Here is a 23319-nt window from a genome sequence, read left to right as displayed (position 1 = left end):
CGGGCCGCGGAAAGTCGGCGGCCTGCAAATGAACCAGCATGTTCCGGTGAGTGACGACACCCTGGCGAAGCGCAATGCGGTCGTCCTCGCCTGCGCCCAGTCGCTCGGCGGCGCCAGCCCCGCGATCGTCGTCTCGCTCGGTGGCATCGTCGGCTCGCAGCTCGTTACCGACCAGGCCTTCGCCACCGTACCGGTCAGCCTGATGCAGCTCGGCATCGCCTGCGGCGTCATCCCGGCCGCGATGCTGATGCGCCGGCTCGGCCGCCGCAACGGCTATCTGATCGGGGCGCTGATCGGCATCGTCGGCGCCAGCATCGCCGCCAGCGGCACCGGCAGCCGGTTGTTCTGGCTATTCTGCATCGGCACCTTCCTCTGCGGTGTCTACGGCTCCTTCGTGCAGAGCTATCGCTTCGCCGCGGCCGACACGGCGAGCGAAGCCTTCAAGCCGCGCGCCATCTCCTGGGTAATGCTCGGAGGACTGGTCGGCGGCGTGATCGGCCCGCAATCGGTCTACTGGACGCGCGACCTGACGCCGGCCGCGCCCTTCGCCGCGAGCTTCCTGGCGCAGGGCGGGCTCGCTCTGCTCGCCGTCGGCGTCATCCTCCTGCTGCGTGCTCCGCCCGTGGTCGAGAAGCGCTCCGGCGGCGGCCGGCCGCTCTCCGAGATCATGCGCCAGCCTAAATTCATCGCCTCCGTGACCGCGGCGCTGGTGGCCTACGGGCTGATGAGCTTCGTGATGACCGCGGCGCCGCTCGCCATGGTCGCCTGCGGCCACTCGATCGGCGATGCCGCCCTCGGCATCCAGTGGCATGTGCTCTCGATGTTCGGGCCGAGCTTCTTCACCGGCCGCCTGATCGCCCGCTATGGCAAGGAGAAGATCACCGCGCTCGGCCTGCTGCTGACCGCCGTCGCGGCTATCGTCGGCCTCAGCGGTCTCAGCGTCGCGCATTTCTGGATCGCGCTCGTCCTGCTCGGCGTCGGCTGGAATTTCGGCTTCATCGGCGCGACCGCGCTGGTCACCGACTGCTATCGCCCGGAGGAGCGGGTCAAGGTCCAGGCCGCCAACGATTTCCTGGTCTTCGGCTCGGTCGCCATCGCCTCCTTCTCGGCCGGCGGCCTGCTCAGCGCCGGCGGCTGGGACAGCGTCAACTGGCTGGTTTTCCCTCCGGTCGCGGTCGCGCTCGTCCTGGTCGCCTGGCAGGGTCTGCGTCGCCGTTCCGCCGCCGCCTGACAAGCCTGCCGAATTGTCAGCGGTCGGGTTTGCGATTCCGTCGGAAACTTGGCAACAATTCGGCAGACACTGGCGATCGGCGCTACGGGCGCGATTCTAGAGCCCGGAAGAGCAGTCCCTGGCGTTCAACAGACCGGCGACAAGCCGGCTCCGTCGGGGCGTCCTGCCCCAGATGCAGATCTCAGGGACAGGAAAGTCGATGTCGGCCTTGCTCATCATCATACTTCTGAGTGCGCTTTCGATCGTCTACGGCATCTGGGCCTATAGCGACGTGATGAAACGCGACGCCGGCAATCAGCGCATGCAGGAGATTTCCGGCGCTGTCGCAGAGGGCGCGCAGGCTTATCTCAAGCGGCAATACGTCACCATCGCCATGGTCGGCGTCGTGCTCTTCGTCGGCCTCACCTGGCTGCTCGGGGCCTATGTCGGCATCGGCTTCCTGATCGGCGCCGTGCTTTCCGGCGTCGCGGGCTTCATCGGCATGAACGTCTCGGTGCGCGCCAATGTCCGCACCGCCCAGGCGGCGATGCAGTCGCTCGGCCAGGGGCTCGACGTCGCCTTCAAGGCCGGCGCGGTCACCGGCATGCTGGTCGCCGGCCTCGCTCTGCTCGGCGTCGCCGTCTATTACGGCTTCCTGACCTCGATGAAGGGCTTCGCGCCCTCCAGCCGCGTCGTCATCGATTCGCTGGTGGCGCTTGGCTTCGGCGCCTCGCTGATCTCGATCTTCGCCCGTCTCGGCGGCGGTATCTTCACCAAGGGCGCCGATGTCGGCGCCGACCTCGTCGGCAAGGTCGAGGCCGGCATTCCCGAGGACGATCCGCGCAATCCGGCGACCATCGCCGACAATGTCGGCGACAATGTCGGCGACTGCGCCGGCATGGCCGCCGACCTGTTCGAGACCTATGCCGTGACCCTGGTCGCGACCATGGTGCTCGCCGCGATCTTCTTCGCCGGCCAGCCGGTTCTCAACACGATGATGCTGTATCCGATGGCGATCGGCGCGGCCTGCGTCGTGACCTCGATCATCGGCACCTTCTTCGTCAAGCTCGGCGCCAACCAGTCGATCATGGGCGCGCTCTACAAGGGCTTCATCGCCGCCGGCGTGCTCTCGATCGGTGCGATCGCGGCGGTGACGCATGTGATGTTCGGCGGTTTCGGCACCCAGTTCACCACGGGGCAGGGCGTCGCCTTCACCTCGGGCGGCCTCTTCGCCTGCTCGCTGGTCGGTCTCGCCGTGACGCTGCTGATCGTCGTCATCACCGAATACTACACCGGCACCGGCAAGCGCCCGGTGGTCTCGATCGCCCAGGCCTCGGTCACCGGCCACGGCACCAACGTCATTCAGGGCCTTGCGGTGTCCCTGGAATCGACGGCGCTGCCGACCATCGTGATCATCGCCGGCATCATCGTCGCCTATGGCCTCGCCGGCCTGTTCGGCATCGCCATTGCCACCACCGCCATGCTGGCGCTCGCCGGCGTCGTCGTCGCGCTCGACGCCTTCGGCCCGGTCACCGACAATGCCGGCGGCATCGCCGAGATGGCCGGCCTGCCCAAGGAGGTCCGCCAGTCTACCGACGCGCTCGATGCGGTCGGCAACACCACCAAGGCGATCACCAAGGGCTATGCGATCGGCTCGGCGGGGCTCGGCGCGCTGGTGCTGTTCGCCGCCTATACCTCGGACCTCAACTACTTCGTGGCCGAGGCCAACAAGGCGGGCTCGACGACCTTCCAGTACTTCAAGGGCGTCAGCGTCGATTTCTCGCTGTCGAACCCCTTCGTCGTCGTCGGCCTGCTGCTCGGTGGCCTGATCCCCTTCCTCTTCGGTGGCATGGGCATGACGGCCGTCGGCCGGGCTGCCGGCTCTGTGGTCGAGGAGGTCCGCCGGCAGTTCAAGGAGAAGCCGGGCATCATGGCAGGCACGGAACGGCCGGACTATGCCCGTGCCGTCGACCTTCTGACCAAGGCTGCGATCAAGGAAATGGTCGTGCCGTCGCTCCTGCCGGTGCTGGCACCCTTTGTCACCTTCTTCGTCATCAACGCCATCGCCGGCAAGAACCAGGCTTTCGCCGCGGTTGGCGCCATGCTGATGGGCGTCATCGTCACCGGCATCTTCGTCGCGATCTCGATGACCTCCGGCGGCGGCGCCTGGGACAATGCCAAGAAGAGCTTCGAGGACGGCTTCGTCGATAAGGACGGCGTGCGCCATCTCAAGGGCTCCGAGGCGCACAAGGCTTCCGTCACCGGCGACACCGTCGGCGACCCCTACAAGGACACGGCGGGCCCCGCCGTGAACCCCGCGATCAAGATCACCAACATCATCGCGCTCCTGCTGCTCGCCATCCTGGCGCACTCGTGAGCGGCTAGCTCGCTCGAGCATGGCTTGGCCCCGCGGAGCGATCCGCGGGGTTTTTCATTGTGTTGTGAACGGTTTGAAAGGCGAACGAGAATCAAGTTCTCAGCAGCTTGAATCAATTTCGGAGCTCCGACCTGATTGACCTGATCGGCAGTATCCTTCTGGATGTTCTCGGCTACGCGACCGCGCGCCTGCTTGTTCCGATCGTGACGTTCGGAAGAGTTCGCGTGCAACCCCTTCGCGCCGGGCCGCAGCGGCACAACTGCCTCGGCTTCGCGCGCGCTGCCGACGGCTCCTGCCAGCTCGAGGCGACCATGGCCGGCTGGTATGGCCTGTTCTTCTGGATCGCAGCGGCGATCGTCGTGCTTGTCATGCTTCGCTGAGAGGTCGCCAAGGCTCAGAAACCTACGGTCGCGACCGTAGCGTTCCCGCACGACCTGCGCGCTGCCAGCTGTCATGGTCCGCCCAACCAAGGAGGATCCGATGACCGCGCCAGCCGCTTCAGCTCCCGCACGTTCCGGACATGCGACGGATCTTGTCCTGCTGCTCACGCTGGCGACGCTCTGGGGCGCCTCCTACAGCTTCATCAGGCTCGGCGTCGAGACAATCCCGCCGCTGACGCTGATCGCGGCGCGGACCTTGATCGCCGGCACGATTCTCCTCGTCGTCATCCGGCTGCGTAGGCTGGCGCTGCCGCGCGATCCCGCGATCTGGCGACGCTTCCTGATCCAGGCTTGCCTGAACAGCGCCGTGCCCTTCACGCTGATCGCCTGGGCGGAGACCAGCGTCGAGGCCGGCCTGGCTTCGATCCTGAACGCCGGCTCGCCGATCTTCGCTTTCCTGCTGAGCCTGCTGTTCTTCCGCGCCGAGGCGGCCGCCGGGCGCAAGCTCTTCGGCGTCGCCGCCGGCATGCTTGGAGTCTGCCTGATCATCGGCGTCGAGGCGCTGTCGGGTTTCGGCCGCGAGCTCTGGGCGCAGCTTGCTCTGGTTGCGGCCGCGGCCTGCTATGGCGGCGCGGCGCTGTTCGGCCGCAACTTCAAGGGGCTCGATCCGATCATGCCGGCGGCGGGCTCGCTGATCTGCGGCGCTGCGATCCTGATCCCCTTCAGCCTGCTCGTCGACCGGCCTTGGACGCTCGCGCCGTCGGCCAGCTCGATCCAGGCGCTGCTGGCCTTGTCGCTGTTCTCGACCGCGCTCGCCTTCATCATCTATTTCCGGCTGATCGACCGGCTCGGCACGGTCGGGGCGACTTCTGTCGCCTATCTGCGCGTGCCGACCGGGGTCGCCATCGGCGTGATCTTTCTCGACGAGCGCCTGAGCCCGACCGCCTGGGCCGGGCTCGCGCTGGTCGTAATCGGCGTGTTTGCGATGACACTGCCGGGGCGCAAGCCACCCACGAGTTGAGCGAGCGCTGAGCACAGAAAAGCCCTGCGGCAGTGCCTCAGGGCTTTTCTAATGTCGCCGTTGAGCAGATTCGCTCAGGAGCCGAGCGGATTGAACTTGGTGACGCCGCGGAACAGGTTGCGCAGGAAGCTCTGCTCCTCGCCGCCGGTCGGGGTGGTGCGGCTGATGAAGTCGAAGATCACGCCGTCCTGCAGGCCGTAATTGGCGATGCGCTCGACCTTGAAGGCTTTGTTGAAATAGATCACCAGCACGCGCTGATCGATCACCGTGAAGTCCTGGAACTGGAAGCGCCTGCGCACGGTCTGGCTGATGTAGTAGAAGGTGCGGTTGCCGACGGTCGAGGTCGTCGAAGGCGTGCCGAGCGTGGTCAGCACCGTCTGCACATCCATGCCCGGCCTGACCTTGGCGATGAGATCGTCATCCATGACGAAGCCGCGCGTGAATTCTTCGTTCAGGCCGGCGGAGGTCGGGACGCGAAAGCCGAGATTGGTGCCGCTGCAGGCGGCGAGCGGCAACATGGCGGCGAGCGAGCCGATCAGGACAGTGCGGCGGGTCGGAGCAGTCATGCGGAGAGGGTCCAACGGCAGGCACGCGACAGCGAGGCCGCGCTTGTCATGAGGGGTATGCTTGGCGTAACGCCCGAGCATGGCTTTGGCAAGGCGAGCGCAAACAGCGGGGTGGCGGCGGTGATTTTCGGTCTGTTCGGCAGAAGGGCCGACCGGATGGTGCCGGTCAACGCCTTGCTCGGGCGTATTGTCGCCGCTTCGCGCGAGCCCGCGCTCTATCTGGAAGGCGGCGTGCCCGATGATTTCGAGGGTCGCTTCGAGGCGCTGACGCTTCATGTCTTCCTGGTCCTGCGGCGGCTGCGCGAGCTGCCCGAACCGGCGGCGGACGTGGCCCAGGACCTCGTCGACGCCAATTTCAGCTATCTTGAGCTCGGCTTTCGCCAGGGTGGCGTCGGCGATGTCTCGGTGCCCAAGCGCTTGAAGAAGATCGGCCGCAGCTTCTATGGCCGGGTCGGCGCCTATGAGGAGGCGCTCGCGGCGACTGCCGGGCCCGACGCACTCGCCGTCGCGCTGAGTCGGAACATTGCGCCACAGGCTGATGCCGAGGCGCTCGCCCGCCATGCTCGTGCCGTAGCGGCACAGTTGGCGACCCTCGATCTCGACGGTATCCTCGCCGCCGATCCGATTTTTCCCAAGTTCGAGAGCAGCCTGTCCAAATGAGTTCCGCCAGCAAGGACGCGTTGCCGCTGCGCCATCCCGTTCGCGTCGAGACCATCACGCTGCGGCCGATGACCTTCGAGCTCGCGGCGCCGCAATCCGATTTCGCCACGATCGCGCGCCATCTCGGCGTCGCTTCGCTGGAGTCGCTGAAAGCGAGCTATTCGCTGTCCCGCAATGGCGATCGGGTCAAGCTCGAAGGCAAGATCGGCGCGGCCTTACACCAGATTTGCGTCGTCTCGCTCGAGGCCTTTCCCGTCGCGCTGACCGTGCCGGTCAAGCTCGACTTCCTGCCGGAGGCGGAGATCGCCGCCGCGGCCGGGGCCGACCAAGGCGAAGGCGAGATCGACATCGAAGTCCTGCTCAATGAGGAAGATCCGCCGGAGCCGATCGTCGACGGCGTCATCGATCTCGGCGCGATCACCCTCGAATTCCTGGCGCTGGCGCTCGACCCCTATCCGCGCAAGCCCGGCGCCAGCTTCGACGAGCTTGCGCCTGAAGCTGCCCCCGAATCGCCTTTCGCGGCGCTGGCACGCCTGAAGGGGGAGGAATGATCCCGGCCCTGGTCGCCGCTTTTTCTTGCGGCTCGCGTTCAACTCGCTATTGTCCGGCCGCGTCGAGCCGCTCCAGCCAGGGGCGCCGCCCCTGGAACTGATCGCCTCCTCATGACACGTCCGGTTACACTCGCGCTCGATGCGATGGGCGGCGACCACGGTCCGTCCATCGTCATCCCCGGCGCCGCCCTCACGCTGGAGCGCCGCCCCGACGCCAAATTCGTGATCTTCGGCGATCAGGCGATCGTCGAGCCGCTGCTCGACGCGCATCCCAAGCTCAAGGCCGCCACCGTCTTCCACCACACGGACGTCTCCGTGAAAATGGACGACAAGCCGAGCCAGGCGCTGCGCTATGGCCGCTACAAATCCTCGATGTGGCGCGCCATCGACGCGACCAAGACCGGCGAGGCCGATGTCACCATCTCGGCCGGCAACACCGGCGCGCTGATGGCGATGTCGAAATTCTGCCTGAAGTCGATGCCGCAGGTCGACCGCCCGGCGATCGCCTGCCTGTGGCCGACGGTGCGCGGCGAAAGCGTCGTGCTCGATGTCGGTGCGACCATCGGTGCCGATGCGCAGCATCTGGTCGATCTCGCCGTGATGGGCGCGGCCATGGCGCGCGTCGTCTTCGACATCGATCGCCCGAGTGTCGGCCTGCTCAATGTCGGGGTCGAGGAGATCAAGGGCGTCGAGGCGGTCAAGGAAGCCGGCCGCATCCTGCGCGAGGCCAATCTCGCCCATCTCGACTATCAGGGCTTCGTCGAGGGCGATGATCTCGGCAAGGGCACGGTCGACGTCGTCGTCACCGAAGGTTTCACCGGCAATATCGCCCTGAAGACCGCCGAGGGCACGGCCCGGCAGATCGGCGAATATCTGCGCGCCGCGATGAGCCGGTCGCTGATGTCGAAGATCGGCTATCTCTTCGCGCGTGGTGCCTTCTCGGCGCTCAAGGACAAGATGGACCCGCGCAAGGTCAATGGCGGCGTCTTCCTCGGCCTGGAAGGCATCGTCATCAAGAGCCATGGCGGCACGGATGCGATCGGGTTCGCCAGTGCCGCCGAAATGGGCTACGAGATGGCACGAGAGAACCTGATGGCGAAGGTGCGCGAGATGGTCGCGGCGACCTCGCGCCCGGATGCGAGCCCGAAGAGCATGCAGACGGCCGTCAGCGAATAGGGAAGAGAGACGCTCCTTTGTCCATCCTGCGATCCGTCCTGCGCGGCTGCGGCTCCTATTTGCCGGCGCAGATCGTCAGCAACGCCGATCTGGCCAAGAAGGTTGACACCACCGACGAGTGGATCGTTCAGCGAACCGGGATTCGCGAGCGTCGCGTCGCGGCCGAGGGCGAAACCACTGCGACGCTCGGGCTGAAGGCGGCCCAGGCGGCGCTCGCCGATGCCGGTATCGACGCCAGCGAGATCGATCTGATCATCGTCGCGACGGCGACGCCCGACAACACCTTCCCGGCGACCGCGACGCAGATCCAGGCCGATCTCGGCATCACGCATGGCGCGGCCTTCGACCTGCAGGCGGTCTGCTCCGGCTTCGTCTTCGGCCTCGCTACCGCCGACAAATTCCTGACGAGCGGTGCCGCCAAGGCGGCGCTGGTCATCGGCGCCGAGACCTTCTCGCGCATCCTCGACTGGGAGGATCGCACCACCTGCGTGCTCTTCGGCGATGGCGCTGGCGCCGTGGTGCTCACCGCCGAGCGTGGCGAAGGCACCCTGGCCGATCGCGGCGTGCTGACCACCCATATCCGCTCCGACGGGCGCTACAAGAACAAGCTCTATGTCGATGGCGGGCCCGGCTCGACCAAGACGGTCGGGTTCCTGCGCATGGAGGGCCGGGAGGTCTTCAAGCACGCGGTGATCAACCTCGCCGAGACCGTGCGCCACACCTTCGAGGAGACCGGGCTTTCCGGAGACGATATCGACTGGTTCGTGCCGCATCAGGCCAATCGCCGCATCATCGACGCCACCGCCCACAAGCTCGGCATCGGCGAGGACCGGGTCGTCATCACCGTCGATCGGCATGGCAACACTTCGGCGGCCTCGATTCCGCTTGCCCTCGCCGAAGCCCATGCTGATGGGCGGATCAAGCGCGGCCAGCTCGTGTTGATCGAGGCGATGGGGGGCGGCTTCACCTGGGGCTCCGCCCTGATCCGCTGGTGACGCCCTCTCGGCCTTTTAGCTAAGTTGTTTCGATTTATCGCTTTTTTTTGACGTAAATTGCTGGTGAATATCAAGAATTCAACCCTTGCGTGCGGCGCGAGGATTGACCGGAATGACCTTGGCGCCTAGAGCAGAAGGCGAAAATGCGGGGGCGGTCATCCAGAGCGCGCCCGTGCCGACACTTGGTTGAGAGCCGCATGCGAGTCTCGGATCGGAGCGCTGCTGCGCCCGTCCGGAAGCGCCCGGTTCTGGCATCCGCTATTCCGGTGCGTGATGCTTCGACAAGGTAGTGGCTGCTCGGTAACGCCTTTGGAGGGAGCTGATGGCAGGGCAAACTGTGACGCGCGCGGACCTGTGCGAGGCGGTCTATCAGAAGATCGGCCTGTCGCGGACGGAATCGTCCAAGCTCGTCGAAGCGGTCCTCGACGAGATCTGCGACGCCGTGGCGCGTGGCGAGAACGTCAAACTTTCTTCGTTCGGCTCCTTCGTCGTGCGCGACAAGGGCGAGCGAATCGGGCGTAATCCCAAGACTGGCGTAGAAGTTCCGATCGAGCCGCGTCGCGTGATGGTATTCAAGCCCTCGAACGTGATGAAGGCCCGGATCAACGGGCAGAATGGCGAGGGTGACGAGGAGTGAGCCTGGAGTTCCACAACGGCGATACCGAGGCCGAATTGGACACCAAGAGCCCAGACGCTTTCCGTACGATCAGCGAGGTCGCCGAAGATCTCGACATACCCCAGCATGTGCTGCGCTTCTGGGAGACGCGCTTCTCCCAGATCAAGCCGCTGAAGCGCGGTGGCGGCCGACGCTATTACCGCCCCGACGATGTCGCCCTGCTCAAGGGCATCCGCCGCCTGCTCTATGGCGAGGGCTACACGATCAAGGGCCTGCAGCGGATTCTCAAGGAGCAGGGGCCGCGCCATGTCCAGGCGATCGGCCGTGGAGCCGAGATTGCGCCGCAGCCCGGTGCTGCGATGCGGCCCGCCGCGGTTTCGACCGGAATGGCGGCTGCCGGTGAGGCCGCTGCGTCACAGTCGCGGCCGGCCGGCGAACCGGGTTTTGCTGCAAGAGCGCTGCTCTCTTCATCGCCGCAAGCGTCCCAGCCGGAATGGCCCAGCCAGGACGACCTGGCTTTCCTCAAGGCGACATTGCACGAGCTCGCGGAGTGCCGGCGCCTGCTGCATGGGGCCTTGAGCACCGCTGAGAGCGCCGAAGAAGTCTGACGGGGCCGGCGGGCGGTCATGGCGGGCCTTCGCCCGCCCGCCTCAGCGCCGGAAGGCGTCGGGCCAGAAGCCATTGCGCTCCAGCAGCAGGATCGCGACGATCACGGCGAGCGTCACCACGAGCGTCATGAGCTTGGCGTTCCATGGCGTGCCGCGGCCGATCAGCCAGATCAGCGTCAGCCCCATGATGAGTGGGATCGCGATTTCCATGGCTGCAGTCTAGGGCGCAGCACAGCTCGATGGAAACATCAAAGACAGGAAGCAGCGCATTTCCGGCGGTGTGAGCCGCGGCCCGTTCAGTCCTCTTGTGAGGCCGGGACGTTTGCGCCCTGCTGGATCGCTGCCTCGGGCACGCCTTCGACCAATGGCCGCAGGCGGGTGAGCTCGCTCGCCATGAAATCGAGGAACAGCCGCACGCGCGGAGCCTGACGCAGATCCGGATGGGTCAGGAGCCAGAGATCGGCGGCATAGCCGGCCTGTGGGGGCCCGAGACGCTTCAACCCGGGGCGCTTGTCGCCGATGAAGCAGGGCAGGAAGCCGATCCCGATCCCGGCCTCGACGGCCTCGGCCAGGCCGAGCACCGTGTTTAGCTTGTAGACGACGCGCTCCGGCTCGATGTGCTTCTGTACGTATTGCACGACTTTGAAGGCACCGAACTGGTCGTTGAGCGAAACCCAGCGCGCCTGCGCGAGCTTGCTCTGCTCGGCGGGCGGACCTTCCGGGAAATCCTCGCCGCGTCCATAGAGAGCCCAGCCGATCCGTGCGGCACGCCGGCCGACGAGGTTTTCCGGCGGCGTGTCGGTGGCACGAATGGCGACGTCGGCGTCGCGCTTGCTGAGGTTGAGGGCCTGGTTGCCGAGCAGGACGTCGAGCCGGATGTCGGGGCATTGCCGCATGAAGGCGCTGAAGAGCGGCGTCAGCAGCTCGACCAGCAGGGAATCATTGGTGGTGACGCGCAACTCGCCGGCAGGAAGGATCTCGCGCCCGGCGAGGCGGCGTGTGAAGCCGGTGATGTCATGGTCGAGCCGTTCCGCCAGGGCCGCCATCTCCTCGCCGGCCGGCGTCGTCACATAGCCGCTGCGATGACGCTCGAACAGGCGCGTGCCGAGCGCTTCCTCGATCTGGCCGAGGCGGCGAAACACCGTCGAATGGTTGAGCCCGATCAGTTCTGCCGCCGCCGGCAGGCTGCGGGCCTCGGCGATCGCCTTGATCAGTCGGAAATCGTCCCAGGCGACTGTGTAGGGCGGGTTCGGCAAGGCGTCGGCTCCGGGGGCAGGGCGCCCGTGAACGGGTTCCCGTAAAATGGTGCGGGCGGCGGGTTGCAGCAACCCGCCGCCCGTTCAGCCGGAAATCGGCGGCTCAGGCAAGGGCCGCCTGGCGCAAGCCCGGGAGCGGGCCGGAGCGCAGGGCGAGGGCGCCGTCGCCGATCAGCACATGGGCGAAGGCCGTCAGGGCGAGAAAGGCCGGATACTCCCAGCCGCCGTTCGGCGCGGTGAAGAGCCAGCCATTGGGGGCGTGGACGGCGAGCGCGCCGAGCAGGACCGGCAGCAGCGCCAGCGAGACATAGCGGCCGTAGAAGCCGGTCAGGATGGCGAGGCCACCGACGAGTTCGGCGAGGATGATCGGCCAGGCCAGGAAACCAGGCAGGCCGAGCTGGCCGAGGAAGCCGGCGAAGCCCGGCACGGTGAAGATCGCGAGTTTGAGATAGGCGTGGGCGATGAACATCAGGCCGAGCGCGACGCGCAGGCCGAGGGCGCCATAGGGGGCGAGACGGGTGTCGATCATGATGGTGCTCCGAAGGTCGAGAGGGAAGGCCGGTCGATCTGCGGAGGAAGATGCATGCTGCTGTCGTGCAATTCAAATTGGAATGTTACGATGATTCAATTGCGAAATCGCAATGTTATCGGACTGGCCAGGAGACTCGTGATCACCATCTTGGCGTCAATGAGGGCGGCGCTCTGCAGCCCGGAAGGACCGCCACAATGCAGATCAACGGCATCCACCATGTCACCGCCATTGCCGGCCCGGCGCGCCGCAATCTCGATTTCTACAGCCGTGTCCTCGGCCTGCGCCTGGTCAAGAAGACCGTCAATTTCGACGATCCGACGACATGGCACCTTTATTTCGGCGACGCCGATGGCGCGCCCAGCACGATCCTGACCTTCTTCCCCTGGGAGCATGTCGCGCCCGGCCGGCTCGGCGTCGGCGAGACGCAGGAGACTGCGTTCCGCATCCCCGCGACCGCACTCGACTACTGGACGCAGCGACTTGCCGCCCATGGCGTCGTGCATGAGGCGCCGGAGCGCCGGTTCGGGGAAGCCGTACTCGCCTTCCGCGATCCGGACGGCATGCGCCTTGCCCTCGTCGCGGTTCCCGGCAGCGACAGCGAGCCGGCCTGGGACAATGGCGAGGTGCCTGTCGCATCCGCGATCCGCGGCTTGCACGGCGTCACCCTGCTCCTGGCCGAGACCGGGCCGACGGCGGCGATCCTCTCGGAGGTCTTCGGCTTTGCCGAGGGCGGGCGCGAGAACGGCATCGTCCGGATGCGGGCCGCCAACACCGTCCACGGCGGAATCGTCGACCTGCGCGAGGGCCGCGGCTCTCTGCCTGCCCGCCTCGGCGGTGGCTCGGTCCACCATGTCGCGTTCCGCGCGCATGACGATGCCGAGCAGGCGCGGATGGTGAAGACCTTGTCCGACAGGTTCGGCCTGCGCACCACCGGGCAGAGGGACCGGAACTATTTCCGCTCCGTCTACTTCCGCGAACCCGGCGGCGTATTGTTCGAGATCGCGACCGATGCGCCGGGCTTTGCCGCCGATGAGCCTGCGGAGCACCTCGGCCATGAGCTCAAGCTGCCGCCGCAATACGAGATGCGCCGCGGCGAGATCGAGGCCCTGCTGCCGACCCTCGCCTGAACCAGACCCGCACGTCGCCTCTGGCGAGGCGCCGATCCTACCGTTCCAGCATCGAAGGAGACCCTGTCATGGGCGAACCCACTGGCTTCATCCATCGCTTCGAGCCGGCGACCGCGCCGGGCCTGTCGCCGCTTTTGCTGCTCCACGGCACCGGCGGCGACGAGAACGATCTCTTGCCGCTCGGCCGCGCCGTCCTGCCGGGAGCGGCATTGCTCTCGCCGCGCGGCCGGGTGCTCGAGGGCAGCTTGCCGCGCTTCTTCCGCCGGCTTTCGGAGGGGATTTTCGACGAGGCCGATCTGACACGGCGCACGCATGAACTGGCGGATTTCATCGCCGAGGCGCGGACGCGATACGGTTTGCCGGCGCCGATGGCGCTCGGTTTCTCCAATGGCGCCAACATTGCGGCGGCGCTGCTGCTGCTTCGCCCCGAGGCGCTCGCCGGCGCGGTCCTACTGCGGGCGATGGCGCCGTTCGCCAAGGCGCCGGAGGCCAGGCTTTCAGGCAAGCCCGTGCTGCTGCTCTCGGGCCGGCTCGACCCGATCATCCCGGCGGACAATGCCGCCGGTCTTGCTGCGACATTGGAAAGGGCAGGGGCCGACGTCGAGCATCATGTCCTGCCAGCGGGGCACGGCCTCTCGCAGGCGGATATCGGTCTCGTCGAGAAATGGCTGCAGGGTCGCAGGGTGCAGGCGGCCTGATAGGGCTGTGTCGTCTGGTTGTCATGGGATGCCGCCGGGCCTGACTTGCCCGGCGGGGGCTCGGTCACACGTGCTTCGAGAGATAGCACATCAGTCCGAGCCCGCCGAGAATGACCGAGATCATATAGGGGCCGAACAGGCAGGCGACGAACACCGCCGCGATGAAGCCGAGCATGAGGCCGTTGCGCCAATCCAGGATCATGATGACAACCTCCTCTGATGGGGCATCATCATAAAGATAGAGTTGACCCGCTGAACCGCATTTGAACAAAACAAGTTAACGAAATCCTGCATTTGCGGGCATTTCCTTAACTGGTGGCGGCAGGCTCAGCAGTTGCCGTGCCTCCGCCGCGGTCGCTGGGCGACGGCCGTATTCCGGGCAGAGCGCGACGATTCTCTCCACCAGGGCTGCGTTGGAGGGAGCAAGGGTCTCGCGATCGAGCCGGACATTGTCCTCCAGACCCGTCCGGCAATGGCCGCCGAGTTCGAGCGACCAGCGATTGAGCGTGATCTGGTCGCGGCCGATGCCGGCACCGGTCCAGGTCGCATCCGGCGCCAGGCGCTTCAGGGTCGCGATGTAGAACTCGAACACGGCTCGGTCGACCGGCATGGCGTTCCTCACGCCCATCACGAACTGCACATGGAGCGGCCCCGTGATCGCCCCGGCGGCGCTCATCTCAGCCGCCTTGAAGATCATCGACAGGTCGAAAGCTTCGATCTCCGGCTTGACGCCATAGGCCTTCATCTCGGCGGCGAGCCAGTCGACAAGTTCGGGGCTGTTCTCGTAGACCCGCGTCGGGAAATTGCAGGAGCCGGTGGAGAGTGAAGCCATGTCGGGACGAAGCGGGATCATGCCGCCGCGCTCGCGCCCGGCACCGGAACGGCCGCCGGTCGAGAACTGCACGATCATGCCGGGGCAATGCCGGCGCAGCCCCTCGAGCAGCCGGCCGAAGCGCTCGGGATCGGAGGTTGGCAGGCCCGCTTCATTGCGGACATGGCAATGGACGAGGCTCGCACCGGCCTCGAACGCGGCCTGGGTCGACTCGATCTGCTCGGCGATGCTGATTGGCACCGCCGGGTTGTCGCGTTTCGTCGGCAGCGAGCCGGTGATCGCGACTGTGACGATGCAGGGCAGGGTCATCGCTGGCGGCCTTTCACGAGGCCCTCAGTGAAATTGATTCCCGCCCTGCTGGCAAAGGCGGGCCGGCCGCGCCGTACCAGCGAGGCGCCTGCTTGCGGCTGGCCCGCCTCGGGTTCACCTTGCTGCCATGGTCACCTTGTTCATCGCCTTGGCGATGCTGGCCACGGTCGCGACGGCGCTCTGGCTGGCCTTCGACGGCAATGCCGTAATGGCGCTGCCATTGGCGATCGTCTTCGCCGGCCTGCTCAGGACGCTGGTGCGTCGCAGCCGGCGCCTGGGCATCACTCCGGCCGAGATCGCCAAACGCCCGCCAGAGCGCGAGCCCGACTGATCGAGGGCAGGCGGCCGGCAGGTTCCGTTCGTAGCCTCGGGCTTGGCCGCCCGCGCATCGCTATGGGGCCAGCCTGCATCCGACAGGGCTCGCGGCCATCTAGCGGCTGTAGCCCGACCCCGAATTCGGGTTGTTGAAGCCCGGCCCGTAGCCACCGCCCCAGCCGCGCTCATAGCCCGGCTGGCGGTAATGGCGCGGGGCGCGTTCGTAGCCATAGCGGCCACGTTCGTAACCATAGCCTTGGCGAGGTCCATAGCCCTGGTGGCGCCCCCGCGCGCGCTGCTGCCATTCCAGATTCCGCTGGATCTCCCACATCCGGTGCTCGCGGTTGTGCCGGGCATAGGCTGCAGGAAGCTGGTCGAGTTCCTCGATTCGGACCGGTTCTGACCGGTCGGGCGCGGCAAGCGCTCCGCCGGAAAGAGCGGGGGCGGCCACGGCGAGACCGGCAACGAGGCCCACGATCAGAAGGCGTCGGTTCATCGGATGTCTAACCCTTCACTTGAGGCGGCTGGTGGCCCCCGTCGGTTTGCCAACCTTCTGTGAGGATGATTGTTCCAGGGCGCTGAATGGCGCCTGAATGCGCCGCGCGCCGAAAGGCCTGCCGAACGACCGTGCGGCGGTGCTTGCCAGGAGGCGGGGATTCAGGCGCAAACGCGTCTCGGCAGGGCACGCGCCGGCGGCGGCGTGCGCCCGATGTTCAGCCGTCATTCGAGGAGTTGAGTTCCTCCGGCGTCAGCCCCTCGCTGCCGCCGATGCCGGCAGCCTCGCGCAGCACCGCATTGATCCGGTCCTGCCAGCCCGGCCCCGCGCTCTGAAAATGTTCGAGCACCGCGCGTTCGATCCGCAGCGTCACCATTTCGCGCGTGCCTGGCAGTGCCGCCGGCTTTGGCGTCGGCGCCTTGGGCGGCGCCGGCTTGAACAGCGCCTCGGCGAGTTTGCGCGGATCGCTCGGCCGGCGGGTTCTGTCTTGGCTCATGGTCCGTGCCTCTGATGCAGGTGCAGCGGCCGAACTGCTCCGGAGTCGGCCGGCCTTGTCGAATCTGGTCGATCTGAGCAGCTGGATGCGACCCCCAGCAATCCGGCTCTGAAGCTCCGCAAGGCGCTCGAAACGAAACCTCCTGCCACGCTTATGGGGTCGCACGGTCAGAGAGTTCTAGAAAAATCTAGTACGCTCAATGGCTTGCGTCAATCTCCGTGTCGGCGACGGAAGTCGTGGCTCGGCAGCGGGCGAGGCGGCAGGAGCGGCAGGGGTGGGAAGGGCTGGCGGCCGGGCAGCGTGCCCGGATTGCAGGACGAAGGCGTCGTGGGACGGGAGTTCCGTCAGGGGAGCCGCGCCACAGACTGTTCGGCTCGCTATGTCCCAGCGGTTTGGCGGGCTCTGGCGGCAGGAATACCCGATCGATCCCACAAACGACAACGGCGCCTGACGGCGCCGCTTTCGAACCAGCCGGTACTTCGGCCGGTAATATGGTCGGAGCGAGAGGATTCGAACCTCCGACCCCTTGTCCCCCAGACAAGTGCGCTAACCGGGCTGCGCTACGCTCCGACGCGTCGGCTTATAGAGGCGCTGCCGCCGCGATGCAACGCACCAGATGGGCATGGCAGGCAAATCTTCGTTGGGACGAAGCGCCGCGCCGGTGCGGCATGGTGGGTTTCTCCGCCAAGCGACGGCGGATGCGGACGCGTCGCCTTCTCTGCCACCGATCTGCTCAAGGGGAAGGACGAGATGTCGAGGCGAGCCGGCAAGGTCTCGGAAAGAATGGCTTGATACAGGGGATGCTGGAAGACGCTGCCCTTCGAGGCACGGGACAGCGCGGTCCAGGAGCGATATTCGACATGGACTCCAGTACTGCTTTTATCGCGGCCTCCCTGATGATGCTGGCCAATGGCACGGTGCTGGGGTTCATGCATGGCGATCTGCCGGTTACGCTGCGGCCGGCTGCGCGGAACTGGCAGTCGGGTACCTTGCTCGTCGCCTGCGGCTGCTCGTTGTTCGCCGTCCAGCCGCTCCTGCCGCTGACCTTGACCGTGACGCTCTCGAACGCCCTGATCCTGCTGGGGCTGACCGCCTATTATCGGGCGCTTTGCGCCTTCTACGAGCGCGCGCCGCGCGCCCTGCTGTGGCTTCCGGCGGCTCTGGGGACGCTCGGGGTCTTCTGGTTTTCCGCCTTTCAGCCGGATACCGAGAGCCGGATCGTGATCATTTCCGCAGCCTGGCTGGTTCTGATGGGAAAGAGCGCCCTGATTCTCTGGCAGGGCGCCGGTCGAGACGACGCCTTGAGCCGGCGCATGCTTCTCGGGATTTTCGTGGGCGTCTTTTTGTTCACGACCCTGCGGCTGGTCCATTATGTCACGCTGAGAATCGGTCCTGATTTCAGCATCGCCGACAATGCGAGCTGGATGAACCTCGCCACGCCGATGCTGGCGGCGACCTTGCCGGTGATCGGGACCACCGCCTTCCTGCTGATGTGCTCGGACCGTATCCGCCGGCAATGGGAGCGCGCTGCGTCGACCGACTACCTGACCGGGCTTCCGAATCGGCGCACCCTTTCGGAGGCCGGCGCGCAGCGTTTCAAGACAGCGCGTGCCCGCCGGGAGGAATTCGCGATCGCGGTGATCGATATCGATCGCTTCAAGGCGGTCAATGATCAGCACGGACACGAGGTCGGCGACATCGCGCTCCGGCATGTCGGCCGGCGGCTCAAGGCGGCGCTGCGCGATGGCGATCTCGTCGCCAGGACCGGGGGCGAGGAGTTCGTGGTCCTGCTCGAGGGCGCTGGCTCGGTCGAAGCCGAAGCCGCCGCCGAACGTCTTCGCGCTGCCGTGCGGCTCGATCCCTTCGCCGTCGGGGCGCTCAGCGTGCCCGTCACCGTCTCCGTCGGCGTGGCGGTCTGCCGGACGCAGGATGCGGATTTCAATGCGCTGTTGCGCCGCGCGGACGAGGCCCTGTACGCGGCGAAGGCCTCCGGTCGCAATCAGGTCAAGCTCGCAGCCTGAGGCGCGCGGAGAGAGCTGGACGACACTGCGTCTCCACAGGGAGCCGCCGCTCCTTAACCATGGATCTTTACCTTTTCTTAAGCATCCGGTTGCGCCCGCGCCGATGTCCTCGCATGTTCGGGCCTTGAAACCGAAGATGCGAGGGCATCGTCATGTCGATGGCACTGGCTGATCGCGGACTGCATCCGGCGCGTGCCGCGGCCGGGGCCGGCCGGGGCTCGCTCGAAAGCTTCTTCACAGGGCTTGCTCCCGACTGGCATTCGCGCTGGGCCTGGGACCACTATGAAGCGACGATCCTGGCGCTGGCGCACCAGTTCGGCCTGGCGCGACTCTGCGAGATCGGTGGGGGGCGTGATCCGCTGTTCTCGCCGCAGGAAGCCCAGCGCTATGGCCTCGATTTGGTGGTCAACGACATTGATGCCGGCGAGCTCGCCCTGGCGCCGAAAGGCCTGCGAACCGCCCGCTTCGACATCGCCGGCGATCTTTCGGAGCCGGACATCGCACGCGGCGGCTATGACATGATGGTCTCGCGCATGGTCTTCGAGCATGTCGACGACGTCGAGCGCGCCTGGCGCAACATCCACGCCCTGCTGGCGCCCGGCGGCATTGGCCTCGCCTTCGTGCCGACGCTCTGGGCGCCGGTTTTCGCGCTCAACCATGTCCTGCCCGAGAAGGCTTCGCGCGCCATCGTGCACGCGCTTTTCCCGGCCAGGCGCGACGGTGGCGGCGACCCGAAATTCCCGGCCTTCTACGATTGGTGCCGCGGCAGCCGTTCCAGATTGGCGCCGATGCTGAACCGCGCCGGCTTCAGCGACATTCATGTCCAGCCCTTCTGGGGCCATGGCTATTTCGAGCGGATGCCGGGGCTGCGCCAGGTCGACGACCTCTTCAACCGGCTCGCGGCCAGGACCGGCTGGGAGTTCGTGACGACCTATGCCTATGTGGTCGTCCGCAAGGAGCGCTGACGCCGGAGCATCGGGCCGGAAAGCGGAACCCGTTCTTCGCGCGGGTCCGACGTTTGAACAAAGGGTTGGATCGCCATCTCGCGTCCGATCGGACGCGCGGCGATCTAGTCCCCGCGTGGCGGCGTCGCCGGGCTGAGCACCGCCAGGCCCCAGACCAGGCCGAGCATCAGGTAGAAATGGCGCCAGTGATCGGTGTCGATCTGCAGGCCCTGCAGGATCGTGACGAACAGCACCGACCAGAGCACGATCGCATGGCCCTGCCAGGGCGAGCGGCGCAGGGCGACACGCCAGCCGGCGAGGCAGGTTGCGGCCATCAGCGCCAGGAACGACACGCCGCCGAGCCAGCCATAGGAGGCGAAGGCGTTGATGTAGACATTGTGCGGGTCTTCCGGGAAATACCAGCGGAAGCGCAGCGGGCCGAAGCCGTTGGGCAGGTCGAGCAATAGCGGGATCGAGCGCAACTGGTTGCCGAAGCGGCCGGTGACGCCCTGGTCGTAGTCCTGGTCGAGGCTGGCGCGGATCTCGAAGACGCTGCGGATGTTCTCGAAGGACAACGCGATCAGCATCGCGACGATGACGAGCACCAGCGAGACCAGGGTCAGGAAGACGATGCGCGTGCGTTGCGTGCTGCTCGGCGAGGTCAGGAAGGCCAGCGCCGTCATCATCATCGTCGCGGCGACGAGGTTGGCCCAGGCGCCGCGCGAAAAGCTGAGGAAGAGTGCGAGCAGCGGCACGCTCATCAGCAGGAAGCCCTTGATCAGGCCGATCCGCCCGGTGAGCACGGCGTGCAGCGTGTAGACGATCGGCAGCACCAGGAAGGGACCGAGCACGTTCGGGTCCTTGAAGGTGCCCGAGGCGCGGCCGTAGAGCGCGAGCACGCTGCCGAGTCCGGCGATGTCGAAATAGCCGAGCAGACCGGCAAAGCCCGCGCACCAGGCCGAGAAGAGATAGCCCTTGCGCAGGGTGTCGAGGCGCCCGAGCGGGTCATCGGCCATGATCGCGGCGAAGAAGATCGCCGTCAGCATCAGATAGACCGAAACGGCGGTGAAGCGGACGGAGGGGGCCTCGTCCATCCAGGGTAGCAGCGAGAAGACGCCGCCGAGATTGTAGAGCAGCAGCAGCAACGCCAGCGGCAGCAGCTTCTGCGAGAAGCGGATGCCGGTCAGCGCGAAGACGAACAGCGTGATCAGGAAGACGAATTCGTAGGGCGAGGGCTCGATCAGGGCAAAGCCACTCGAGGCGGTCAGCAGCCAGAGCGTGCTGCGCTTGATTGCGGCATAGGAAATCTGCAGCCCGCCTCGGCCGCGGCCTCCGGCCTCGCCGCTTTCCGCCAGCGCGCTCAATAGGCGTTCTCGTTCTTGGTCAGCAGCGAGAGCGGCGTCTTGATCAGGATGTAGAGGTCGAGCAGCACCGACCAGTTCTCGATATAGTACAGGTCGTGCTCGACGCGGCGCTGGATCTTGTCCTCGGTGTCGGTCTCGCCGCGCCAGCCATTGATCTGCGCCCAGCCGGTGATCCCCGGCTTGACCTTGTGGCGGGCGAAATAGCCGTCGACCACCTGCTCATAGGCGCGGTTCGAGGCGGTGGCGTGGATGGCATGCGGGCGCGGGCCGACCAGCGAGAGATTGCCCTTGAACACGACGTTGAAGAGCTGGGGCAGCTCGTCGATCGAGGTCTTGCGGATGAAGCGGCCGACACGGGTGACGCGCGGATCATCCTTGGTGACCTGCTTGGCGGCGGCGAAATCGCTCATCTCGTGATAGAGCGAGCGGAATTTCAGCACTTCGATCAGCTCGTTGTTGAAGCCGTAGCGCTTCTGGCGGAACAGGATCGGGCCCTTGGAGTCGAGCTTGACCGCGATCGCCGTCGCCAGCATCAGCGGCGAGAGCAGGATCAGGGCGAGCATGCCGACGACCTTGTCGAACAGCCATTTGACGACGATGTCCCAGTCGGCGATCGGCCGGTCGAAGACGTCGAGCACCGGGACGGCGCCGATATAGGAGTAGGAGCGTGGCCGGAAGCGCAGCTTCGACATATGGGCCGAGAGCCGGATGTCGATCGGCAGGACCCAGAGCTTGCGCAGCATGGTCAACAGCCGTGCCTCCGCCGAAATCGGCAGGGTGAAGATCACGAGGTCGAGCTTGGTGCGGCGGGCGAATTCGACGAGGTCGTCGATGGTGCCGAGCTTGGGATAGCCGGCGACGAGATCGGGCGAGCGATCGTCATTGCGGTCGTCGAAGACGCCGCAGACTCGCAGGCCGGTGTCGCGCTGTGCTTCGAGCGCCTTGATCAGTTCCTCGCCGGCCGGGCCGCCTCCGACGATCGCGGTACGCCGCTCCAGCCGGCCGAGACGGGTCAGGCGCAGCACGATCAGCGAGGCCGCCAGCCGCTCGGCCAGCAGCAGCGCCAGGCCACCGGCATAGAAGCCGGCCAGCCAGACGCGCGAGACCTGGTCGCCGATCTTGAGGAAGAAGAACACCGCCAGCGCCAGTAGGAACAGCATGGTCCAGCCGGCGGTCACCCGCACCGCCATGCTGACGAAATTGCGCAGCGCGCCGACATGATAGAGATGCAGCGCCTGGAAGACGGCGAGAGTGCCGATGGCCATCAGCGGGATGCTGAGCTGGTAGGGCAGGGCGCTGTCGACGCGGCCGGCGGCATAGAGCCAGAAGATCAGGCCCCCGGTGCCGGCGACGACGAGCAGGTCGGCGAGCCGGACGAGCCCCTCGATCAGCACCGGCGACAGCGTGCGTTTGACCGGCATGGCGGCGATCCGCTCGGCCAGCGGGTGGAAGGCGCGGGTCGAGCCGGAAGCGGGCGAGCCGTCCTGCGCGGGGCCGGCCGAATCCGCCTTGATCAGGTCGCGAACGTCGAAAGCGCCCATCTCGTCCATCCTCTCCGCCTGCTCGCGCCAAAGGCTCGGGCATCGGCAGTCGACTAGCGCAAATTGCTCTCGGAAGGTTTAACCCGCCGCTGCGAAAGCTGAAGCGATTTGAGTGGAGGCCGGAGCGTTTTCGGCACCTGCGAGGCCTGCGGCCACGAGGTTCGGCACACGCTCCGGCGCAGTTGGATTTTCGCTTGGGTCTTCAGGGTGATAGCCCGTGTTTCGATGGTATACGAACGGCTGTGAAAACACGCATGAGATCGCTGGAAGTCGCGTCAGCGTTGACAGAAAGCACAATTTCAGGCATTTAGAGCTGCGATGAGCGACTGAGAAGCACATATTTTCTGGCTTCCGCCCCCGGTCTAACGGGAGATGGGCGTGATGCTGTGCTGACCTTCGGTGAGAACCGAAGAGTTCCTTATACTCTCTTGTTTCGTCTTTAAAACGCCAACGATGCGCACCCCGTCGACGTCGCACCCGCGTCGCCGGCGCCTTGGGCTCGCGCCAATTGTGTGACCTGTGTCTTTTCACTGGATTGTTCTGCTCGCGGCGGTCGCCGTCGAGATTCTCGCTACGTCGGCGCTGAAGGTCTTCGTTTCAGCGCCACTCTTCCTGGCCTTTCTGCCGCTTGTGCTGATCGGCCTTTCCTTCGCCCTCCTCAGCCTGGCGCTGCGCGTCATCCCGATGGCGGTCGCCTATGCGGTCTGGGAAGGGCTCGGCATCGTCGGCATCGCCGTGATCGGCCATGTCATGTTCGCCGAGCATCTGACGCCGGGGCGCCTTGCGGCGCTCGCCATGATCGTCGGCGGCATCGTGCTGCTCGAGCGCGGGGTCGGCCATGAAGGTGCCGGCCATGAAGAGGAGGAAAAGAGGAGGCTCGCATGAGTGCCCTCTTTTCGCCGCAGGGGCTGGCCGTGCTCTGGCTCCTGCTCGCAGTCGTGCTCGAGGTTCTCGGCACGGCCCTGCTCAAGCTCTCGGATGGGCTGAAGCGCCGCCTGATCGGTGGTTTTGGCGTCATCCTGGTCATCGGCGCCTTCGGGGCGCTGGCCCAGGCGATCCGCGGCATGGATCTCTCTGTCGCCTACGCCGCCTGGGGCGGCGCAGGTCTGGTGGTGACGGCCGTGGTCGGTGCGCTCGCCTTCGGCCAGGCTATCCGCCCGGCCGGCTGGCTCGGCATCGCGCTGGTGGTCGCCGGGGTGGCGGCGCTCAAGCTGGCCTGATCCCGCCC

The 23319-nt window shown here is 66.4% G+C and carries 27 protein-coding genes and 1 tRNA gene; 17 read left to right on the top strand and 11 right to left on the bottom strand.

Translation table 11 applies throughout. The features are described 5' to 3' along the window. Positions 1–28 precede the first annotated feature (28 nt). From AC3RCC_RS18550 to AC3RCC_RS18535, 4 genes are all read left to right on the top strand, one after another. Positions 29–1231: an MFS transporter gene (locus AC3RCC_RS18550; RefSeq protein ID WP_492256187.1), complete on the top strand. Its 1203-nt coding sequence runs from the start codon at positions 29–31 to the stop codon at positions 1229–1231. 199 nt (positions 1232–1430) lie between these two features. Then, a complete protein-coding gene (locus AC3RCC_RS18545) occupies positions 1431–3587 on the top strand; it encodes a sodium-translocating pyrophosphatase (protein WP_492256186.1) in 2157 nt (718 codons plus the stop codon). Between the two features lie 224 nt (positions 3588–3811). Further along, positions 3812–3967: a hypothetical protein gene (locus AC3RCC_RS18540; RefSeq protein ID WP_492256185.1), complete on the top strand. Its 156-nt coding sequence runs from the start codon at positions 3812–3814 to the stop codon at positions 3965–3967. A 100-nt stretch (positions 3968–4067) separates the two neighbouring features. Further along, complete coding sequence (locus AC3RCC_RS18535; RefSeq protein ID WP_492256184.1) at positions 4068–4988, top strand: DMT family transporter; 921 nt, start codon at positions 4068–4070, stop codon at positions 4986–4988. A 74-nt stretch (positions 4989–5062) separates the two neighbouring features. On the opposite strand, the gene AC3RCC_RS18530 is transcribed toward AC3RCC_RS18535, so the two are convergent. Next, the gene (locus AC3RCC_RS18530) at positions 5063–5554 is read right to left on the bottom strand and encodes an outer membrane protein assembly factor BamE (protein WP_291636504.1); all 492 of its coding nucleotides are present in this window, start codon (positions 5552–5554) and stop codon (positions 5063–5065) included. A gap of 120 nt (positions 5555–5674) precedes the next feature. Between AC3RCC_RS18530 and AC3RCC_RS18525 the strand changes: the two genes are divergently transcribed. The 6 genes from AC3RCC_RS18525 (at position 5675) to AC3RCC_RS18500 (ending at position 10160) form a co-directional block, all read left to right on the top strand. Next, positions 5675–6214 (top strand): ubiquinol-cytochrome C chaperone family protein, encoded by a 540-nt coding sequence (locus AC3RCC_RS18525; protein ID WP_492258800.1) that lies wholly within the window; start codon positions 5675–5677, stop codon positions 6212–6214. Continuing rightward, entirely contained in the window at positions 6211–6765 is a 555-nt protein-coding gene (locus AC3RCC_RS18520; protein ID WP_492256183.1) for a YceD family protein, read from the top strand. The genes AC3RCC_RS18525 and AC3RCC_RS18520 overlap by 4 nt, the downstream gene beginning before the upstream one ends. 111 nt (positions 6766–6876) lie before the next feature. Further along, positions 6877–7941 (top strand): phosphate acyltransferase PlsX, encoded by a 1065-nt coding sequence (gene plsX / locus AC3RCC_RS18515; RefSeq protein ID WP_291636498.1) that lies wholly within the window; start codon positions 6877–6879, stop codon positions 7939–7941. Positions 7942–7958: 17 nt separating this feature from the next. Next, positions 7959–8936, top strand: coding sequence for a beta-ketoacyl-ACP synthase III (locus AC3RCC_RS18510; RefSeq protein WP_452118091.1), 978 nt, complete (start codon positions 7959–7961; stop codon positions 8934–8936). A gap of 322 nt (positions 8937–9258) precedes the next feature. Continuing rightward, complete coding sequence (locus tag AC3RCC_RS18505; protein ID WP_291636494.1) at positions 9259–9573, top strand: integration host factor subunit alpha; 315 nt, start codon at positions 9259–9261, stop codon at positions 9571–9573. 2 nt (positions 9574–9575) lie between these two features. Further along, positions 9576–10160 carry a MerR family transcriptional regulator gene (locus tag AC3RCC_RS18500; RefSeq protein WP_465247488.1) on the top strand — a complete coding sequence of 195 codons (585 nt, stop codon included), beginning with the start codon at positions 9576–9578 and terminating at the stop codon, positions 10158–10160. 42 nt (positions 10161–10202) lie between these two features. Here AC3RCC_RS18500 and AC3RCC_RS18495 read toward each other — a convergent pair whose 3' ends face one another. The 3 genes from AC3RCC_RS18495 to AC3RCC_RS18485 all read right to left on the bottom strand — a co-directional run bounded on the left by AC3RCC_RS18495 (position 10203) and on the right by AC3RCC_RS18485 (position 11945). Further along, positions 10203–10370 (bottom strand): hypothetical protein, encoded by a 168-nt coding sequence (locus AC3RCC_RS18495; protein WP_291636492.1) that lies wholly within the window; start codon positions 10368–10370, stop codon positions 10203–10205. An 86-nt stretch (positions 10371–10456) separates the two neighbouring features. Continuing rightward, complete coding sequence (locus tag AC3RCC_RS18490) at positions 10457–11416, bottom strand: LysR family transcriptional regulator (RefSeq protein ID WP_492256182.1); 960 nt, start codon at positions 11414–11416, stop codon at positions 10457–10459. 103 nt (positions 11417–11519) lie between these two features. After that, entirely contained in the window at positions 11520–11945 is a 426-nt protein-coding gene (locus tag AC3RCC_RS18485; protein ID WP_291636488.1) for a DoxX family protein, read from the bottom strand. 197 nt (positions 11946–12142) lie between these two features. On the opposite strand from AC3RCC_RS18485, the gene AC3RCC_RS18480 reads away from it, so the two are divergent. Further along, positions 12143–13075 carry a ring-cleaving dioxygenase gene (locus AC3RCC_RS18480; protein WP_492256181.1) on the top strand — a complete coding sequence of 311 codons (933 nt, stop codon included), beginning with the start codon at positions 12143–12145 and terminating at the stop codon, positions 13073–13075. 68 nt (positions 13076–13143) lie between these two features. Beyond that, positions 13144–13773: an alpha/beta hydrolase gene (locus AC3RCC_RS18475; protein WP_492256180.1), complete on the top strand. Its 630-nt coding sequence runs from the start codon at positions 13144–13146 to the stop codon at positions 13771–13773. Between the two features lie 64 nt (positions 13774–13837). Here AC3RCC_RS18475 and AC3RCC_RS18470 read toward each other — a convergent pair whose 3' ends face one another. Then, positions 13838–13975, bottom strand: a complete 138-nt coding sequence (locus AC3RCC_RS18470) for a hypothetical protein (protein WP_291636482.1) — start codon at positions 13973–13975, stop codon at positions 13838–13840. Between the two features lie 75 nt (positions 13976–14050). Then, complete coding sequence (locus AC3RCC_RS18465) at positions 14051–14914, bottom strand: 3-oxoadipate:acetyl-CoA acetyltransferase (RefSeq protein ID WP_492256179.1); 864 nt, start codon at positions 14912–14914, stop codon at positions 14051–14053. Between the two features lie 127 nt (positions 14915–15041). Here AC3RCC_RS18465 and AC3RCC_RS18460 point away from each other — a divergent pair, with 127 nt between their 5' ends. Then, positions 15042–15245 carry a hypothetical protein gene (locus tag AC3RCC_RS18460; protein WP_291636478.1) on the top strand — a complete coding sequence of 68 codons (204 nt, stop codon included), beginning with the start codon at positions 15042–15044 and terminating at the stop codon, positions 15243–15245. Positions 15246–15344: 99 nt separating this feature from the next. Here AC3RCC_RS18460 and AC3RCC_RS18455 read toward each other — a convergent pair whose 3' ends face one another. From AC3RCC_RS18455 to AC3RCC_RS18445, 3 genes are all read right to left on the bottom strand, one after another. After that, complete coding sequence (locus AC3RCC_RS18455; RefSeq protein ID WP_492256178.1) at positions 15345–15725, bottom strand: hypothetical protein; 381 nt, start codon at positions 15723–15725, stop codon at positions 15345–15347. Between the two features lie 217 nt (positions 15726–15942). After that, positions 15943–16221, bottom strand: coding sequence for a BrnA antitoxin family protein (locus AC3RCC_RS18450; RefSeq protein WP_291636474.1), 279 nt, complete (start codon positions 16219–16221; stop codon positions 15943–15945). A gap of 492 nt (positions 16222–16713) precedes the next feature. Further along, a tRNA-Pro gene (locus tag AC3RCC_RS18445) sits at positions 16714–16791 on the bottom strand. A 290-nt stretch (positions 16792–17081) separates the two neighbouring features. On the opposite strand from AC3RCC_RS18445, the gene AC3RCC_RS18440 reads away from it, so the two are divergent. Further along, positions 17082–18242 (top strand): GGDEF domain-containing protein, encoded by a 1161-nt coding sequence (locus tag AC3RCC_RS18440; RefSeq protein WP_492256177.1) that lies wholly within the window; start codon positions 17082–17084, stop codon positions 18240–18242. Positions 18243–18394: 152 nt separating this feature from the next. Next, positions 18395–19207, top strand: a complete 813-nt coding sequence (locus tag AC3RCC_RS18435) for a class I SAM-dependent methyltransferase (RefSeq protein WP_492256176.1) — start codon at positions 18395–18397, stop codon at positions 19205–19207. Positions 19208–19311: 104 nt separating this feature from the next. On the opposite strand, the gene AC3RCC_RS18430 is transcribed toward AC3RCC_RS18435, so the two are convergent. Both AC3RCC_RS18430 and AC3RCC_RS18425 read right to left on the bottom strand, forming a co-directional pair. Next, positions 19312–20550 (bottom strand): O-antigen ligase family protein, encoded by a 1239-nt coding sequence (locus AC3RCC_RS18430; protein WP_291636468.1) that lies wholly within the window; start codon positions 20548–20550, stop codon positions 19312–19314. Beyond that, the gene (locus tag AC3RCC_RS18425) at positions 20547–22091 is read right to left on the bottom strand and encodes an undecaprenyl-phosphate glucose phosphotransferase (RefSeq protein WP_492256175.1); all 1545 of its coding nucleotides are present in this window, start codon (positions 22089–22091) and stop codon (positions 20547–20549) included. The genes AC3RCC_RS18430 and AC3RCC_RS18425 overlap by 4 nt, the downstream gene beginning before the upstream one ends. A 519-nt stretch (positions 22092–22610) precedes the next feature. On the opposite strand from AC3RCC_RS18425, the gene AC3RCC_RS18420 reads away from it, so the two are divergent. Together AC3RCC_RS18420 and AC3RCC_RS18415 are read left to right on the top strand one after the other, a co-directional pair. After that, positions 22611–22976, top strand: coding sequence for a DMT family transporter (locus AC3RCC_RS18420; RefSeq protein ID WP_291636464.1), 366 nt, complete (start codon positions 22611–22613; stop codon positions 22974–22976). Next, on the top strand, positions 22973–23311 hold the full coding sequence (locus AC3RCC_RS18415; RefSeq protein ID WP_291636462.1) for an SMR family transporter: 339 nt from the start codon (positions 22973–22975) through the stop codon (positions 23309–23311). The genes AC3RCC_RS18420 and AC3RCC_RS18415 overlap by 4 nt, the downstream gene beginning before the upstream one ends. The last annotated feature ends 8 nt before the right edge of the window (positions 23312–23319 follow it).

Source organism: Allobosea sp. GW823-FHT01F03 (assembly GCF_058798075.1).
Note: the sequence above shows the minus strand (reverse complement) of the source record. Positions and strands in the feature narration are given on the sequence as shown.